At 70.4% G+C, this 16,953-nt stretch carries 13 protein-coding genes; 7 read left to right on the plus strand and 6 right to left on the minus strand.

What is annotated here, in order from left to right; translation table 11 throughout:
- Positions 1-146 precede the first annotated feature (146 nt).
- Together POL72_RS03330 and POL72_RS03335 are read right to left on the minus strand one after the other, a co-directional pair.
- On the minus strand, positions 147-1,118 hold the full coding sequence (locus tag POL72_RS03330; RefSeq protein WP_272093532.1) for a type 1 glutamine amidotransferase domain-containing protein: 972 nt from the start codon (positions 1,116-1,118) through the stop codon (positions 147-149).
- Between the two features lie 45 nt (positions 1,119-1,163).
- Entirely contained in the window at positions 1,164-1,775 is a 612-nt protein-coding gene (locus POL72_RS03335) for a Crp/Fnr family transcriptional regulator (protein ID WP_272093533.1), read from the minus strand.
- Positions 1,776-1,966: 191 nt separating this feature from the next.
- Here POL72_RS03335 and POL72_RS03340 point away from each other — a divergent pair, with 191 nt between their 5' ends.
- The 3 genes from POL72_RS03340 (at position 1,967) to POL72_RS03350 (ending at position 4,432) form a co-directional block, all read left to right on the plus strand.
- Positions 1,967-2,455 carry a hypothetical protein gene (locus tag POL72_RS03340; protein ID WP_272093534.1) on the plus strand — a complete coding sequence of 163 codons (489 nt, stop codon included), beginning with the start codon at positions 1,967-1,969 and terminating at the stop codon, positions 2,453-2,455.
- Between the two features lie 423 nt (positions 2,456-2,878).
- Positions 2,879-3,742 (plus strand): mechanosensitive ion channel family protein, encoded by an 864-nt coding sequence (locus POL72_RS03345; protein ID WP_272093535.1) that lies wholly within the window; start codon positions 2,879-2,881, stop codon positions 3,740-3,742.
- Positions 3,743-4,000: 258 nt separating this feature from the next.
- The gene (locus POL72_RS03350; RefSeq protein ID WP_272093536.1) at positions 4,001-4,432 is read left to right on the plus strand and encodes a nuclear transport factor 2 family protein; all 432 of its coding nucleotides are present in this window, start codon (positions 4,001-4,003) and stop codon (positions 4,430-4,432) included.
- Positions 4,433-4,513: 81 nt separating this feature from the next.
- Here POL72_RS03350 and POL72_RS03355 read toward each other — a convergent pair whose 3' ends face one another.
- On the minus strand, positions 4,514-5,914 hold the full coding sequence (locus tag POL72_RS03355; RefSeq protein ID WP_272093537.1) for a vanadium-dependent haloperoxidase: 1,401 nt from the start codon (positions 5,912-5,914) through the stop codon (positions 4,514-4,516).
- Positions 5,915-6,362: 448 nt separating this feature from the next.
- Entirely contained in the window at positions 6,363-7,100 is a 738-nt protein-coding gene (locus tag POL72_RS03360) for a helix-turn-helix transcriptional regulator (RefSeq protein ID WP_272093538.1), read from the minus strand.
- Positions 7,101-7,203: 103 nt separating this feature from the next.
- On the opposite strand from POL72_RS03360, the gene POL72_RS03365 reads away from it, so the two are divergent.
- Complete coding sequence (locus POL72_RS03365) at positions 7,204-8,316, plus strand: DNA alkylation repair protein (RefSeq protein ID WP_272093539.1); 1,113 nt, start codon at positions 7,204-7,206, stop codon at positions 8,314-8,316.
- Positions 8,317-8,373: 57 nt separating this feature from the next.
- Entirely contained in the window at positions 8,374-9,027 is a 654-nt protein-coding gene (locus tag POL72_RS03370; RefSeq protein WP_272093540.1) for an HD domain-containing protein, read from the plus strand.
- 42 nt (positions 9,028-9,069) lie between these two features.
- Here the strand turns inward: POL72_RS03370 and POL72_RS03375 are convergent, their stop codons facing one another.
- Positions 9,070-10,029, minus strand: a complete 960-nt coding sequence (locus POL72_RS03375) for a diacylglycerol/polyprenol kinase family protein (protein WP_272093541.1) — start codon at positions 10,027-10,029, stop codon at positions 9,070-9,072.
- A 599-nt stretch (positions 10,030-10,628) separates the two neighbouring features.
- Between POL72_RS03375 and POL72_RS03380 the strand changes: the two genes are divergently transcribed.
- The gene (locus POL72_RS03380; RefSeq protein WP_272093542.1) at positions 10,629-14,576 is read left to right on the plus strand and encodes a M36 family metallopeptidase; all 3,948 of its coding nucleotides are present in this window, start codon (positions 10,629-10,631) and stop codon (positions 14,574-14,576) included.
- An 89-nt stretch (positions 14,577-14,665) separates the two neighbouring features.
- A complete protein-coding gene (locus POL72_RS03385; protein WP_272093543.1) occupies positions 14,666-15,325 on the plus strand; it encodes a carbonic anhydrase in 660 nt (219 codons plus the stop codon).
- 352 nt (positions 15,326-15,677) lie between these two features.
- Here POL72_RS03385 and POL72_RS03390 read toward each other — a convergent pair whose 3' ends face one another.
- Entirely contained in the window at positions 15,678-16,901 is a 1,224-nt protein-coding gene (locus tag POL72_RS03390) for a cytochrome P450 (RefSeq protein WP_272093544.1), read from the minus strand.
- Positions 16,902-16,953 lie beyond the last annotated feature (52 nt).

Consider the following 16,953-nt stretch of genomic DNA (forward strand, 5'->3'; position numbering starts at 1 on the left):
AACGAAGCCCCTCGGATAACCTGGTCGGTTCGCTTCTCTGCTGCCGCTCGTGAGCGTGGCGTGCCGGTCTCGGCCGCGAGCCGCCGCATCACTCGGGGGCAGAACAGGCCAGGGAGACGCCATGGCCGGCGCTACGCCGAGCAGGTCTATCGACGGCCATCGCGGGCATCCTCGGCGCAGCGGGCGCCGCGTCGATAGTCGGCCAGGGCCTCCAGGTAAAGGGCGCTGAACCGATCGGTGGAGAAGGGATTCTGGCTGGTCACGAGGTTGCAATCCCGCTGCGCATAGGCGCTCCCCGGGAATGCGGCCTCGTGCTCGTAGCCGTGGTCCTCGAGCTGCTCGCCGATGCCCCGGACCTGGGCGTCGGCCCCCATCACGAAGGTCTCGATATAAACCTCCTCGAATGACGAGACCGACGTCACCGTCCGACCGCTGAGCGGGTTCGGCTGCCGCATGCGGGTGAGCACCGCCGGCGCATGGCAGATGAGCCCCACGGGCTGGTGTTTCGCGCCAAAGTGAGCGAGCAGCGCGTGCAGATCCGCGTTGTCGAGCAGGTCGACCATCACGCCCTGACCGCCGGGAACGACGATGCCGTCGAACGAGTCGGCCGCGGCGCGCGCCGCCTTCAGGCTGAGCGGCGCGCGGACCTCCGGGGCGCGCTCGACGAAGCGCTGCGCTTGCGCGCGCCGCGCTCCGTCTCCCCAGTACCGCGCATCGAGGCTCTCCGGGTCGATCGCCGGGGCGGCGCCTCCGTCGGTCGCGAACACGACCTCGTGCCCCGCGCCGGTGAGCGCCAGGTACGGCTCGTAGAGCTCGCCGAGGAAGGTGCCGGTCGCGCGCTTCGAGCTGTCCGCGAGCGTCTGCTCTCGCGCGGCGCTGAGGACGAAGAGGATCTTCCCTCTGGGTTTTTCTGCCACCGGGCGCTCGGGGAACACGGGGTGGAGCCTGGGCGCCGCCGCGCCGCACGCGACGAGCGCCGAGCCGGCAAGCAGGACCGAGAGGCCCGCTATCAGCGCCGTCCTTCGGGCCGCGCGCTGCGGCGCTCCGCGGCGCCCCGGGCCGCGCGTGGGTTCCGTTGCTGGGCGCTCGCCGTCTCGCTTCGTTCGTTCCGTCGTCATGCGGGAGACCATGACCAGCGGAGCGAGATCGCACCTTGACCTAGGTCAAGAAGCAGCGGACCTGGTCGCCGCGCGCTTCAGGCGGCTCAGGGCTTCGGGTGTGATGCCGAGATACGCCGCGATGTGGTAGTCGGGCACGCGGCGCGCCACGGCCCCGTGCTCTGCGAGGAACGCGCGATAGCGCTCGGCCGCCGGTTCCATCAGCAGCGACGCCTCGCGGCGCACCTTCTTCAGGTACACCCGCTCGACGATCCGCCGGCTCACCCGCTCCCAGTAGATGTCGTGCTCACAGAACTCGCTCAGCCGCGAGTAGGGCGCGACGAAGAGCTGCATCGGGGTCAGCGCCTGGATCGTCAGCCGGGCGGGTTCTCCGGTGATCAGCGCCTCCAGCACCGACATGAAGTCCGGCGCGGAGATGAACCCCTTGTTGAACTCCTTCCCATCGCTCCGCATGTAAAACATCCTCGCGATGCCGGAGCTGACGAGCGCCACCGAGTCGCTCGCCTCGCCCGCCCGCACGAACGCCTCGCCCTTCCGCAGGCTCTTCCCGTGAAACAGGGCCGCGAAGGCGTCGAAGCGCGGCGCCGGCCGGGCGTCGAGCGCGGCGATCATGCGCGCGAGCGCCGCGATCTGTTCCGCGCGCGAGAGCTGCACCATCGACGGCGAGCCTAGCACAGCGCGTCTCCCGTGCGCATACGCCTTCATCGTGACTCGCCGAGTTGGACGGGCTAGATCACACATGCATGAAGCACTCTTCAGCCACAGCGGTTCTTGTCGCCTCTTGCCTCCTCGTTGGCGCTGCATCGGCGCAGGCGGACGGCTCGCCCCTCGCGGGGAGCCCTCCCCCCGTGGTGTATCCCGCGGAAGGCTGGCCCAACGTGGGGCGCCCTGGCGATCCGGTCGTGAGCGTGGGCGGCCTCTTCAGCTATACTGGCCGCGAGAACGCCGATGACGCCGTGGGCGCCGGCGTCGAGGGCAGCTTCGCGTGGTACGGACAAGGCTCGTTCGTCTGGATAGGCGCCGTTGCGCAGGCGCAGCTCGTCGCCGACCGACCGGTCCACGAGAGGTTGGCGCTCGGTTTCCAGGGTGGGTTCGGCCCGATCGGCGCCGAGCTCTCGATGTACACCGAGGGCTCGGGCACGTCGAACGCCCGGACGTATGGGGCGCAGATCGTCCCCTTCATCGGGCTCCCCATCGCCTACGCGGGCTTTCGGCTCGCCCTTCCGTTCAACGAGGGAAATGGCGCGACGGCGCCCTCCTACGGCACGGAGTACGGGTTGGTCATCGGCCTGAAGTTCCCGATCAACCCGAGAGCCTTTGGACATAGTCTTCACTGAGCCGGTTCACAGCCCCGTACGCAAGCCACGCCATTCTCCACCTATGCAGCTGGCCCGCGTCCGCTCTCCCCTCCTCGACCATCACCTCGGCGGCGACTCGCCAGGCGATGGGCTTGCTCCTGTGCCCCTTCACGTCGGCCGCTCGTTCAACGTCGCACGTCGCACGTCGCACGTCGCACGTCGCACGCCGCGTGCGTCCCCGCCGCCGGTTGCTCCTTCGCTACACGAGGTATCCGCTCCGCGGCCGCCTGATGTCCGCAGGCCGCAGCGCTGAGGCTCGAAAATCTCGGTCACGCCCCTCGCGGAGCGACCCGCCGGTGTGATAAAGCTGGCCGCCAGGGGGCGAATCCAGCAAGGCGCGGCGCGCATGCGCCTTGCACGGGGCCCCCCGCGAGCGACGCAGACGTCGCCAGGAGGCTTGAGATGGACGAGAGGGTTCAGCGGTACGTGGACATGGGGGTAGCGCTCGGGGTGAGCGTCGGCGGGAAGATCGTGGGCGCGATCCTCGTCTGGGTCATCGGCCGCATGATCGTCCGGGGGCTCCTGTCGATGCTGCAGCGCAGCTCCGCGCTGAAGAAGCTCGACACGACGCTGGCTCATTACCTGGAGTCGGCGGCGTCCGTGCTGCTGAACATCCTGCTCGTCATCGCCGTGCTCAGCGTCTTCGGCGTCGAGACGACCACCTTCGCCAGCCTGCTCGCCGCGATCGGCATCGCCGTCGGCATGGCATGGTCCGGCCTCCTGTCGAACCTCGCGGCCGGCATCTTCATGATCCTCCTGCGCCCCTTCAAGACCGGGGATTACGTGACGGCCGGCGGCGTGACGGGCACCGTCCACTCGATCGGCCTGTTCGCGACGACCCTCGACACGCCCGACAACGTCCGCACCATCGTGGGCAACAACAAGATCTTCAGCGACACGATCCAGAACTTCAGCACGAACCCGGTCCGCCGCGTCGACTGCACCGCGCAGCTCGCCCACGGCGCGGATCACGAGGCGGCGATCGCCCGGCTCAAGACGCACCTCGCGCTCATCCCCAACGTCGCGAAGACCCCTGCTCCCAGCGTCGAGATCCTGGATTTCACCCTCGCCGGGCCCGTGCTGGCCGTCCGGCCCTTCTGCCACACCGATCACTACTGGGACGTCTACTTCGCCACGACCAAGATCATCCGCGAGGAGCTCGGCAAGATGGGGCTCCCCGTCCCGAGCCAGCACGTGCACATCAACCAGCTCGCGGCGGCGCCTCCCCATCGCGCCGCGAGCTCGGAGATTCACCCGACGGCCTGACGCTCCGTCGACCGCGGGTCGGCCTGCCCGCGCGCGCAGCCGGGCAGGCGGGTGGTCTCGCGAGCAAATCCTACGCGTCGCGGCGCTCGAGGAGCTCGACGCGGCCGGCGTCAAGCGGATGAACCGGACGCAGCTCGTCCTCCATCAGCGGAGCAAGGGCCCGTCCTAGTCAGGCTGCGCCCAGGCGCATGGTCGAGCGGGCGAGACGACGCCGTCGAGGCTCTTGCGCCCGCGCTGGCCGGGGAGCATGGTCGCTGCATGAGCGTCGAGGAGCGCGTCGCGGCGGAACGGCTTGTCCTGGCCGCAAACGAGGCCTTTTACGAGGCGTTCCGCGCCGGGGACTACCAGGCGATGTGCCGGGTGTGGGCCGAGCGGGCGCCCCTGGCCTGCGCCCATCCCGGCATGGAGGCGCTCTCGGGGCGCGCCAGCGTGCTCGAGAGCTGGAGCCAGCTCCTGCGCCAGACCTCGCCCCTGCGCATGCGCTGCCAGGGCGCCTCGGCGCACCTCTTCGGGGAGTTCGCCTTCGTCACGTGCTACGAGGCGAACGGCGACGAGCCCGCACACCTGTGCGCAACCAACGTGTTCGTCCTCGAAGACGGGCAATGGAGGATGGTCCACCACCACGCCGGTCCGCTCTCCGCGCCGCGACCCGAGCGGTGGGCGCCCGCTCGCTCCCGGCTCATGAACTGAGAGGCTGGCCGGGGCCGGGGGGACCCGCCATGAGGCCACGAGTCTCCGCTCGATGGATCGAGCGGCTCGCTGGCCAGCTCGTCAAGGAAGCGGCTGGAGGACCCTGTCGAAGACGGCGTCTCCGACGCGCTTGCCCTGACGGATCCCGCGCACTCCATCGAACCTCCAGTGGACGCCCAGGTAGATGCGGCTGACCGCGTTCTCCCAGGACGCCTCCTCGAAGCTGGAATAGCAGCGCGTGATCTCGGGTCGAACGTTGCCCCGCTCGTCCGTCGTTACCCCGTTGTACTCGTCGGACATGAAGCAGAAGGGGACACGATTCGTCCCATAATACCGGGTCAACACCTGGAACATGGCAGCCCCGAAGCTCGCGTGCCCGGAGGTGTACGCCGGGAACGCTGGGGTCATGCGCGGCGGGCCCTGGTTGCTGCCGGGGGATCCGAGGGGCGTCCACCTCCTGTCAGCTATCGTGAGCGAGTTGCTGTCCCTGTCGGCCCGACGAATCGCGACGATCGGCCGCCAGAACTCGTAATGGTATTTCGTCTCCCACGTGGCGATGGCGGCGTCGGCCAGCGCGATGTTGACCAGCGCAAAGTAACGAGCGTTCTCGATCTCCGAGTTGCACTCCTCGATCGCGAGGACCCGCGCGATCTGGTTGTAGAGCCGGGGCGGCTCCCCGAGGCGCGGGGCGGAGTCATACGACCAGAAGATCCCGATGACGGTCTGTTCCCGGGTGCGCGCGGTCGGGGTGATCTCGCCGTCGCCCCCCACCAGGAAGAGCTCATAGAAGCTCAACGCATACTCCAGGCTCCATAGCGGCGGCGGCGGCGGCGACCGGAACTCGGCGCCGCTCTCGATGGCGAACGGCCGTACCCTCCCCCATCTCGGGGTCAAGTACCCCTGATCGGGATAAAGCGGATCGACGCGATGCCGGCCGGGGGCGATGTCTGGGGTGTAACGCATCGGGGCGTCCGACCCGTCGTCCTCCCGCTCCGCGAGGATCTCGTCGGCGACAGCGCCGCCCAGCGCACGACCGTCCTCCTTGGCGTCGCCGTCGGGGATCGCCGCCAGGTACTCGTCGAGCCTCCCGTCGAGCAGCGCCCTCTGCCTCGGGAACAACGCCGTCAGCGTGCGGTGAGCTGCCGTGGCCACCGCCGCATCGATGGATGCATCCGGCATGTCGAGGAGGACGGAGTACGGCTCGTACCTCGGGACGATCGAGTTCACGGCGTCGAAGATCGCCGCATGAACGATCGCGAGAGCCCGTGATACGCGCGTCGGCCCGCGCTGGTCCCGCCCGCGCGCGCGGGAGGTGTCTCCTGCGACCGCGTCCAGAGCGACGGCGTTCCAGTCGAGGACCGCGTCCCTGTCCGGCGGATCTCCCGGCGCTTCCGGCACGTGCGCGGACGCTGGGCCTCCGAGCAGGGCGGCAGTCATGGCAGCGAAGGAGATGGACGCCCATCTCGCGGCTGAACAGTTCATTCACGCTCCTTGGTTCGAATCCTCAAGAATGGCCACCACACACGATGGCCCCTTGATCGTCGAATGGATGGATGGCCACCCAGGGACGAGCGGCATGCATCGACAACCTCGGCGAGCTCGAAGCCGTATTTACCCGCGCGACACCGGCCACCGCACGCAGGCGAGCACGGCTTCAGGGGGCAGGTCGGCCGTGCGCCATCGATCGCTGGTCACTCCTCGGCGGGGGCTCTCTCTGCAATCACCCGGAATCGAGCAGGCACCCCGTGCACCGGACGTCGCTCTTCGTTCTGGTCACTCGCCAAGATGTCGTGTGTTGTATCAAACCTAAGCTATCAGGCAGAGCCGATACGCGCAACCATACGACACCGTGCGTCCCAGGCTCCGCTGGTCGAACCGTGGTGGGCACAGGATCGGAGCGTGAACGGGGTCCGTCCGCCTTGGCCGACATTCACGGTCGGTCGCCGAGGAGCGGTCGCCACGCGCATTCGTTCGGCAAGAGCGCCCAGATGACGTCGGCGTTCGGACGAAACGCGATCTCCCGCAGGACGCGAGGCGTCGAGATGCGATCCATCCTGAACATTCGCGGCTCGTTCTTTCCCGTGTCCAGGGCGAGCACGTACCAGACAGGGCTCTGGATCAGGAGGCCGTGCGGCTCCACGCGCCGCCTCGACGTCCTCCCCTCGCGGTCGCTGTAGTCGAACCCGAGGCCGACGCCGGAGGAGAACGACTCCTCGAAGAGCCTCACCAGCTCAGCTGGAGGCGTCCCGGCTCCGGCGCGCACTGGCCCGCTCGCCGGATCGCCGACGATGACCCTGCGGCAGAGGGCGCGCAGCTCTCGCGCTCGTTCAGGAGGAAGGCTGCTGAGCAGCTTGGCCAGCGCGGAGCTGGCGGCGTTGCTCCACGGGAGGTCGCTCGCGGCCTGAGAGAGGCGGGCGGAGAGCCAGAGCGTGACGATCTCGGCGACCGAGAGGTGCACGGCGGTGACGCCCCGGCCTGCATCGAGCCGGATCCCCCCGCCGGGGCCGGCCTCGCCCTCGATGTTGACGCCGCGCTCCCTCAGCGTCGCGAGGTCCCTGCGCACGGTGCGGGAGCTGACCCCGAGCGTGGCGGCCAGCTCGCCGACGGTCGTCGCTCCCCGCGCGCGAAGCAGGTCGGAGAGCTCCATGACGCGGAGGGCGCGCGACATATGGTGACAGAATCTGTCAGGGTCTCGCGCTAGTCAACGCCCATGTCCGACCCACAGAAGACCTGGCCAATCGGCCTCGGCGTCCCCTCACCGACAGATGCCCATGGGTGACCGGCTGAAGGACCTCTTCGACGAGCGGCGCGTCCGCTCGATCGCCCGCGACCTCCGCTCGGCGCACCCTGGCCTCGATGAGCGCGGCTTCGCCCGTGACTGCCTGGCCGGCCTCTCCGATCTGGAGCTCACGGGCCGCGCCTCCCGGATCGCGGACGTCATGCACCACCACCTGCCGCAGCCCTTTCCGGAGGCAGCTCGTGTGATCGTGGCTTCCCTCGGGCCCGAGCTGGGTCGGAGCGACGCGTTCGGCCTGGAGCCGCTGCAGTACATGCCGCACGTGTTCTATGTGGCAAAGCGCGGTCTCGATCACTTCGAGGACGCGATGACCGCGCAATACGAGCTGACGAAGCGGTTCTCCGCCGAGTTCAGCATCCGCGCGTTCCTGACGAGGTACCCCGACGCGACGCTCCGCCGGCTCCGCGCGTGGGCCGCCGACCCGAACGTCCACGTCCGCCGGCTCGTCTCCGAGGGGACCCGTCCGCGGCTGCCGTGGGCCCCGCGGCTCCGCGCTTTCCAGCAGGATCCAGGCCCCGTCATCGATCTGCTCGAGATCCTGAAGGACGATCCGGAGCGCTACGTGCAGCGCTCCGTCGCGAACAACATCAATGACATCGGCAAGGACCACCCGAGCGTCGCGGCGAGCCTCTGCCGGCGTTGGCTCGACGGCGCGCCGCCCGGGCGGCAATGGATCGTGCGCCACGCGCTGCGCTCGCTCGTCAAGAAGGGGGATCACGGCGCGCTCGACGCGCTCGGCTTCGGCGCGGCGCCGAGCGTCGCGATCGCCTCGGCTTCGCTGTCCCCGCGATCGGTGAAGCTCGGCGGAGAGCTCCGGTTCTCGTTCGAGCTCACGTCGACGGCCCCGCGCGACCAGGAGCTGATCGTCGACTGCGCCGTGCACTTCGTGAAGGCGAACGGCTCGACGCGGCCAAAGGTCTTCAAGCTGCGGAAGCTCGTCTTGCCGCCGTCGGGTCGCGCCGAGATAGCCGGCAAGGTCTCCTTCGAGGAGATGACGACCCGCCGTCACTATCCCGGTCGCCACAGCATCGACGTGATGGTCAACGGCGTGGCGCACCCGCTGGGGCAATTCGAGGTGTGCCGGTGACCGAGCGAAGAAGACCGAGCCGTTGCGCGGGTCGGCTTCCGCGTCTATGAGGCGGCCATGAAGGACTGGGAAGCGCTCTTCGCAAAGAAGCTCGAGGAGACCGACCTCGGCAATGATCCGGCCCATGATCTGGCGCATTTCACGAGGGTGGTCGCCACGGCCAAGGCGCTCGCGGCGGACGAAGGGGCGATGCTCGAGATCGTCGTCCCCGCGGCGTGGCTGCACGATCTCGTCAACGTCCCCAAGAACGACCCCAGGCGCTCCCAGGCGTCCCGGCTCTCCGCGGAGGAGGCGCTGCGCTTCCTGCGGAGCGTGGAGTACCCCGAGGCGTTCCTCCCCGATATCGCCCACGCGATCGAGTGCCACAGCTACAGCGCGGGGATCGAGCCGACGACCCTCGAGGCGAGGGTGGTCCAGGACGCCGACCGCCTCGACGGCCTGGGGGCGATCGGGATCGCCCGCTGCTTCGCCGTGGGCGGCCTGCTCGGGGTGCGGTTCTACGATCCCGGGGATCCGTTCGCCGAGCGGAGGCCCTGGGACGACCGGGTGAACGCGATCGACCACTTCCACGTGAAGCTGTTCAAGACCGCCGAGAGCCTCAAGACGGCAGCAGGGCGCCGCGAGGGCGCGCGGCGGGCGGAGTTCATGAGACAGTACCTCGCTCGCCTCGCGCTGGAGATCGGCGGCGAGATGGCTTCTGACGTCAGCTGACGTCAGCTGACGTCAGCTGACGTCGGATAGCGTCGGAGCGCGTCAGCCCGTGCCGACGACCGTCACCGCGGCTGCCACGGCGACCGGGATGGTGAAGTTGTCGTCCATCCGCGTGGAGAACAGCTCGGTCGCCGCCCCGGCGAGGCCGGCGACGGCGGCCAGGAGGAGCCGCGAGGAGAGCGACGCCGGGCCGAGCGCCCACATCACGGCGAGGGCGCTCAGCGCGCCCGCCGCGAAGAAGGCGAGCGTGCCCTCCAGCGAGCGGCCGTCGCGCAGCCGCGTGCGGCCGAAGCGGCGGCCGATGAGGGCCGCCGCCGGGTCGGCCACCGCCAGCACCACAACCGCGAGCGACTGGCTCAGCCGTGTCCCGAACAGCGCCAGCAGGAAGAGCGCTGTCACATACCAGGTCGACGAGTTCACCCTGTAGCGCTCGTGCGGGTGCGCCACGAGCCGGAAGACCCCCATCAGCCGCTCATTGACCCGCTCGCTGACCCGGCGGGCGATCTCCATCGACCACACCGCCACCACGAACGCGCCGCTCGCGGCCACGAGCCCGCCGCGCTCCGGCAAGAGCTGGATCAGCCCGAGCACCGAGAGCCCCGAGCCCACGTGCCACAGGCTGCGCACATGGTTCGTCGGCCTGACGCTCGGCGGCGCGGCGACCACGCCGCGCAGCGTCAGCAGCAGCGACTCGTAGGCAGGCTGCACCTCCCGCTGGAACGCGATCCACGCCGCCTTGGGCGAGGGCGTACCGGTCGGGGTCGCCCGCTCGACCGCCGCGAGCAACACGCGGAGCCGCTCGCGGAGCCGCTCGAGCCTGCCCCCCGCGTCGTCACGCTCGGCGGCCACGACGAGCTCGCGGAGTCGCGACGCCACCCGCTCGACCCGGGCGCGGACCTCGGGCTCGTCGTGGAAGACGAACACGGCGGGATCGACCTGACGCAACAGTACGCAGAGCTCTTCGGAGACGAGCTTGGTCTCGACGTGCAAGGCGTGGATCACGTTGGGTTTTGCGAAGATAATCGCCGGGGGTCGGGCGCCATGTCAGCGCTTCGTCATACCAGCACCCCGCGCGTGAGCTGGCTCGCGGGGCCAACCCTGCATGAGCCCGCACCCACGAGCCGGCGCGGCACGACGCACCGCGCGAGTCCCCGCCACGGGCCGGCGCTGCACGACGCGCCGCGCGAGCCGCCCCAAACGCCCGACCAGGGCCCGGAGGAGATCGCGGGCGCGACAACCCCCCTCCTGCCCCACCCCGCGGCGACCGCGGCATACGCTCGGCTCGCCTCGCGAGGACGCATGACATGGCAATTCATGGATTCGTGCAATCTGCCAACAAGGATTGCTTCTCTATTCCATTCCCGCCTCGGCTCCGCGTGACTCGCGCTCTGCAGAGCGTCCGGACGAGATCGCATGAGAGGCGCCTTACGACGCCGGACAGAGCGATAGCCGTCGCGCTTTCCCTGCGCGCGCGCTGCGGCTAGGTTGCGTCGCGCCGCGGATTCGACGGGTGGGCGCGAGGCGCCCGGGGAGGCAGCGCGCGACCTGCGCGCGCGCGGCCGGTCATGCGTCGTCCCCTCGGAGTCGGAGAATCGAGGAACATGAAGGTCTCAGTTCGGTACACCGCGCTATCGCTCGCTCTGCTCGCAGGCCCCACCGCCCACGCGCGGGAGCGCCCGAACTACGACGCATACTTCAAGGCCCCACCCGCGCTGCCCGCCCGCGCGGGGCGCGACGTCGACGAGCGCGCGCCGGGCGCCGTCGTCGCGTCGACCGATCCGCAGCGCGGGGTGCCCACCTTCGCGTGGGCGACGTCCCCGGGCCACCGCCCGCCCGCCGCGACCCACGGGACGCCCGAGGCCGCGGCCCGATGGTACGTGCAGCGGTACGCGCGGCTCTACGGTCTTCCGCAGGCCGCGCTCGATACGGCCGTGGTGCGCCACGTCCACGACACCGGGCGCGGCGGCGTCGTCGTGACGCTCGGCCAGGACGTCGACGGGATCCCGGTCTTCCGGAGCGGGCTCAAGGTGCTCATGAAGCGCGACCTCGAGCTCGTCGCCCTCGCCGGCAACCTCCACGCGTCGGCCGTCCCGCTGCCGCCCGGCGCCGCCTCGCCGACGGCCGGCTCGCTCCGCGGCCGGGCGTTCTCCGGCTCGCCGGCGCAGGCGCTCGTCCGCGCCCTGCGCGACGCGCACCGCATCGACGTCAAGACGGCCGACCTCCGCGAGCTCGGCGGGGCGAAGGGCGGGTATCGGCTCTTCGACATCGCGGACACCGATCACGCGCGCCAGCGCGCCGGGGGCCTGCGCTTCACGCAGCCGGCGCGGGTGAGGAAGGTGCTCTTTCCGCTGCCCGATCGGCTCGTCGCCGGCTACTTCGTCGAGCTCGTCTCGGGCGACGCCGGCGGCACGAGCTCCGCGGCGTACGCCTGGGTGTTCGGGGCCGGCGACGGGCAGATGCTCTACCGGGAGAACCTCTCCCACGCCGCGTTCGATTACCGGGTCTGGGCAGAGGAAGGGGGCGATCACAGGCCGCTCGACGGCCCCCTCGCGGATCTCTCGCCGCACCCGACCGGGCGGCCCGACGGCCAGATCGCTCGGTTCATCGCGCCGAGCCTCATATCCATCGATGGGTTCAACACGAACCTCGACGGCGGGGCCGATCCTTGGCTGCCGGCCGACGCGACCTCGACCCGCGGCAACAACGTCGACGCCTACGCGGACCACAACCCGCCCGACGGGTTCTCCAGCGGCGATACGCGCGCGGAGCTCTCGGGGCCGGGCTCGTTCGACCACATCTATGACCCGCTCGCCGAGCCGCTCGCCACGCCCGAGCAGACCATGGCGGCCGTCACCCAGATCTTCTACGTCACGAACTGGCTCCACGACTGGTACTACGACTCCGGCTTCACCGAGGCCGCGGGCAACGCCCAGCGCGACAACCTCGGTCGGGGCGGCCTCGACGGCGATCCGCTCCTCGCGGAGGCGCAGGACGACGCGATCGGCGGCAGCCGCGACAACGCGAACATGGACGCGACGTACGACGGCGCGTCGCCCCGGATGCAGATGTACCTGTGGTCCGGGCCGGACCAGCGCTCGCTGAGCGTCACGCCGCAGAACGCCAGCTACGCGTCGAACACCGCCTTGTTCGGGCCCCAGCGCTACGAGGTGACCGGCGAGCTCGCCCTCGCCCTGGACGGCGCCGAGCCCCGCGGCGACGCGTGCGGGCCGATCACGAGCGACGTGGCCGGCAAGATCGCCCTCATCGACCGGGGCGGGTGCACCTTCGCCGAGAAGGCGCAGAGCGCGCAGGCGGCGGGCGCCGTCGGCGTGCTCATCGCCAACAACCGCGAGAGCGACGGCGCCCCGCGGCTGTTCGGCGAGGCCCCCGAGGTGACGACCCCCGCCCAGAGCATCTCGCAGGCGGACGGCAGCGCGCTCAAGGCGGCGCTCGCCGCCTCGGACGCGCCGATCACGGTCACCATGACCCGCGAGCCCAGCGTCGAGCGCGACGGCACGATCGACAACACCATCGTGGCGCACGAGTGGGGCCATTACATCCACCTCCGTCAGGTCGCGTGCGGCACCAAGATGTGCGGCGCGCAGAGCGAGGGGTGGGGCGACTTCATCGCGCTGCACATGGCGCTGCGCGACGGCGACGACCTCGACGGCGCCTTCCCGCTCTCGAGCTACGGGAGCGCGGCGCTCGGCGACAGCTACTTCGGCATCCGCCGCGCCCCCTACTCCGTCGACTTCACCAAGAACGGGCTGACGTTCAAGCACATCTCCGAGGGCGCCCGCCTCCCCGACCACCCGCTCAACGGCTCGGGCTCCGACAACTCCGAGGAGCACAACGCGGGAGAGGTCTGGGCGAGCATGCTGTTCGAGGCCTACGTCGGGCTGATCCGGCACGGCAGCGGCCTGACCCCGCCGCGCGCGTTCGAGCAGACCCGGCGGCGGATGAGCGATTACGTGGTGGCCGGCATGCAGCTCGCGCCGGTGAGCCCGACGTACACCGAGCAGCGCGACGCGCTCCTCGCCGCCGCGCTCGCCAGCGATCAGGGCGACTTCCTCGCGCTGGCAGAGGCGTTCGCCCGGCGCGGCGCCGGCACGTGCGCCGTGTCCCCGCGCGCCGACTCGCACGATTTCTCGGGCGTCGTGGAGAGCTTCAGCGTCCAGCCCGAGATCTCGCTGGTCCGGGCGGAGCTCGACGACAGCGCCGGCTCCTGCGACCGCGATGGGCTGCTCGACGCGGAGGAGTCGGGCACGATCGCGATCGAGATCGTGAATCGCGGCGCGGCGCCCCTGACGGGGGCGGTGGCGTCCATCGAGGTGCCTTCCGCAGGGGTGACGTTCCCGGACGGCGCGCGCGCGTCGTTCGGCGACATCGCGCCGTTCGCGACCGGGACCGCGACCGTGGCGGTGAAGCTCGACCGGACCGTGGCGCCCGCCGAGGACCTCAAGCTCAGCCTGACGCTGAAGAGCGCCGCGGCGTGCACGCCGGCGCGGGTGGAGGCCCTGGTGCGCCGCGTGAACTACGACGAGGTGCCGGGGTCCTCGGCGGTCGACGACGTCGAGGCGCAGAGCACGACCTGGAGCGTCGAGGGGCTCTCCGGCGAGGTCGTCTGGTCGCGCGCCGAGGGGACCGCGCCTAACCGCGTGTGGCGCGGCGTCAACCTCGGGAGCGTGTCCGACACGGCGCTGGTGTCGCCTGCCCTGGAGGTCAGCGAGACCGAGCGCTTCGTGCTGACGTTCGCGCACCGGCACCAGTTCGAGACGAGCGACGAGACGTTCTGGGACGGCGCGGTGGTCGAGCTCAGCGCCGACGGCGGCGAGACGTGGCAGGACATCGGGAGGCGCGCGCAGCCCGGCTACAACGGGAAGGTCACCGTCGAGTCCGGCAATCCGCTGGGCAGGCGGAGGGCGTTCGTCGGCCAGAGCCCCTCGTGGCCCGACGTCGACCACGTCGCGATCGACCTGGGGACCGCGTTCGCCGGGAAGACGGTGCAGGTGCGGTTCCGCGTCGGCACGGACGCGGCCGCGGGCGACACCGGCTGGGAGCTCGACGACCTCGGGTTCGCGGGCCTGAAGAACAAGCCGTTCGCGACGGTGGTCGAGGACACGGCCTCCTGCCAGGGCGGGCCCGAGGCCGACGCGGGGACGGACCAGGTGGCCGCGATCGGCGAGTTCGTGACGCTCGACGCCTCGGGGAGCTCGGACCCCGAGGAGGACGAGCTGACGTTCTCCTGGGTGCAGACGGCGGGGCCCGCGGTCGAGCTGACCGGCGAGGGCGCGCGGGCGACCTTCGTGGCGCCCGAGGTGACCGAGGCGACGACCCTGGCGTTCGCGGTGACGGTCAGCGACGGGATCCTGGAGGCGACCGACCAGGTCAGCGTGGTGGTCGATCTGGCGAAGGAGCCGGAGGCTGAAGGGTGCGGGTGCGCGATCCCGGGGGGCGCGCCGCGCGGGCCGCTGGGCGCGCTCGGGGCCGCCGCGGCGCTCGCGGCGTTCGCGGGGCGGCGGCGGCGGCGGGGCGGCGGAGCGAGTTGAACCGTGAGCCCCGTGAGCCCGGGAACATCTGAGGCGGAATATTCACCCATTGACGCCCGCGGCCCGGTCCCCCACGGTGGCCGATCAGCATGGGACTCAGCAACGCACCTCCCGCCTTTCCCGTCGTGCCCGCCGATCAAGCGCTGGAGCGCCTGATCGAGGGCAACCGGCGCTTCGTCGACAACATCCGCAGCGAGCACATCGAGATGGGCCCGCGGGCGCGGGCCGCCCTCGTGGACGGGCAGCAGCCCTTCGCCATCGTCCTCAGCTGCTCGGACTCGCGGGCGCCGTCGGAGCTCATCTTCGACCAGGGGCTCGGGGACCTGTTCGTCATCCGGGTCGCGGGCAACGTGGTGGCGCCCTCGCTCGTCGGCAGCGTGGAGTTCGCCGCCGCCGCCTTCGGGACCCGCCTTGCCGTGGTGATGGGCCACTCGCGCTGCGGCGCCATCGACGCCACGCTGAGCGAGCTGCTCCACGAGGACCACCGCGGCCCCCTCACCGACAACATCCGCGATATCGTCGAGCGCTGCCGGGCTCCCGTCGAGACGGTGGTGAGCGCCGCGGGCCGCCACGCCGACAGAGACTTTCTCCTGCGCGAGGCGGTGCGCGCCAACGTGCGCAACTCGTGCGATCACCTCCGGCACGGCAGCCGGCTGCTCGAGCGCCTGTGCGCCGAGGAAGGCATGCTGATCGTGGGCGCCGAGTACGCCCTGGAGACCGGCAAGGTGACGTTCCTCCCGCGCCCGTGACGAGCCGGCGCGCCTCGTCACGAGATCAAAGACATCCTGTTCTCGCTCTCCAAGCAAGTTCACCTGATAAGGCCGCTGCAGAGCAAGCAATCGCTCTTCTTCTACGTGGCCCTCGACCGCGCGCGGGCCAACCTGGCGATGGCAAATCACGCTGGCGGAGATCGAGAAGAGCTCACGCTCTAGAGCGAAAACCGGTTGAAACTGCCTGAAAGCGCAGAATTTCGAACCGAAGGCGTCATGAGACGCCAAGATATTCATCTTATGGCATCTTGGCGTCTCATGGCGTCTTGGCGGTTCACTTCTCGCTTGAGCAACGTGATCGGTGGTCTAGCGGCTCCAGCGCCCTCGAAGTTCAGGGTTTGGCGCGCCTCCGCAGCACTAGCGGGAGCGACTCGAACCCGAGCGGCATCATCGCCCGCGTCTGCCGCAGCGGAGGCGCCTCGCCGGGCGTGATGGACTCATAGCCGTCGAGGAGCGCGTTCAGGGCGATCCGCGCCTCCATCCGCGCCAGCGCCGCGCCGATGCAGAAATGGGTCCCCTGCCCGAACGCCAGGTGCTCCACCGGCGGACGGTCGAGCCGGAACGCGTCCGGCTCCTCGAAGACGGCCGGATCCCGGTTCGCCGCGCCGAACACGACGTCGACCAGGTGCCCGGCCGGTATCATCACGCCGCTCACGTCCACCGGCCGCGTGGCGACGCGCAAGAGGCGCTGCACCGGGCTCGAATGGCGCAGCGTCTCCTCGATGATGGGCTCCACGAGGCTCCGGTCCTGCTGGGCGCGCCGGTAGAGCTCGGGCCGCTCGGACAGGAGGTGCGCCATGTTGCCGATGAGGTTCGTCGTGGTGTCGTTGCCGGCGACGAGCAGGCCGACGCAGAAGCCGACCGCCTCGGGCGTGTCGAGGCGCGCGCCGTCGATCTCGGCCTCCACGAGCGCCGAGATGAGATCGCCTGACGGCGCGCGCCGCCGCGCCTCGAGCTCCGCCGCGAAGAAGTCGACCATCGCCTTACCGCGGCTCGCGCGTTCCTCCGCCGGTATACCGCTGTACGACATCACGGACTCGGACCAGCTCCGAAATTGCGCATAGCGCTCCGCCGGGATGCCGAGCAGGGTGGCGATCACCATCATCGGCAGGGGCATCGCGTAGGCGTCCATGAGATCTGACGGCCCGTCGCCCGTCGCTTCGAGCAGCGAGGCGGCGAGGCGGCCAATCCACGGCTCGAGCTCTGCGATGCGCCGCGGCGTGAACGATCGGCTGACGAGCCTGCGGAGGTGGGTGTGCCGGGGCGGATCGTCGTGCAGCAGCGTGATCCGCGGCAGGACACGGATCTTGTCCGTGACGTTCGACGAGAACGTCTGGGGATCCCGCAGCGCCGAGAGCACCTCCGCGTGGCGCAGGAGCGCGTAGGCACGGATTGGCTCGCCGAGGCCCGCGGCGCCGCCCGCGGGCACGCGCGCATAGAGCACCGGAGATCGCCCTCGGAGCGCGCGGTATGCGGGGTAAGGATCGGCTATCACCGAAGGCGCGGAGAGGTCGATGTGCTCGGGCGAGGGGCTCGCGGCGGTCTCGGTTTCCATGTCAAGGTCACAGCGGCGCAGCCGCTCTACCGGACAGGAGATCCAAGCGGTT

The organism is Sorangium aterium (genome assembly GCF_028368935.1).
Lineage (GTDB): Bacteria > Myxococcota_A > Polyangia > Polyangiales > Polyangiaceae > Sorangium > Sorangium atrum.

Coding starts and splice junctions, on each gene's coding strand:
- POL72_RS03330 (WP_272093532.1), bottom strand. CDS start 1,118: ATGACGACGGAACGAACGAAGCGAGACGGCGAGCGCCCAGCAACGGAA.
- POL72_RS03335 (WP_272093533.1), bottom strand. CDS start 1,775: ATGGTGCAGCTCTCGCGCGCGGAACAGATCGCGGCGCTCGCGCGCATG.
- POL72_RS03345 (WP_272093535.1), top strand. CDS start 2,879: ATGGACGAGAGGGTTCAGCGGTACGTGGACATGGGGGTAGCGCTCGGG.
- POL72_RS03350 (WP_272093536.1), top strand. CDS start 4,001: ATGAGCGTCGAGGAGCGCGTCGCGGCGGAACGGCTTGTCCTGGCCGCA.
- POL72_RS03355 (WP_272093537.1), bottom strand. CDS start 5,914: ATGAACTGTTCAGCCGCGAGATGGGCGTCCATCTCCTTCGCTGCCATG.
- POL72_RS03360 (WP_272093538.1), bottom strand. CDS start 7,100: ATGTCGCGCGCCCTCCGCGTCATGGAGCTCTCCGACCTGCTTCGCGCG.
- POL72_RS03365 (WP_272093539.1), top strand. CDS start 7,204: ATGGGTGACCGGCTGAAGGACCTCTTCGACGAGCGGCGCGTCCGCTCG.
- POL72_RS03370 (WP_272093540.1), top strand. CDS start 8,374: ATGAAGGACTGGGAAGCGCTCTTCGCAAAGAAGCTCGAGGAGACCGAC.
- POL72_RS03380 (WP_272093542.1), top strand. CDS start 10,629: ATGAAGGTCTCAGTTCGGTACACCGCGCTATCGCTCGCTCTGCTCGCA.
- POL72_RS03385 (WP_272093543.1), top strand. CDS start 14,666: ATGGGACTCAGCAACGCACCTCCCGCCTTTCCCGTCGTGCCCGCCGAT.
- POL72_RS03390 (WP_272093544.1), bottom strand. CDS start 16,901: ATGGAAACCGAGACCGCCGCGAGCCCCTCGCCCGAGCACATCGACCTC.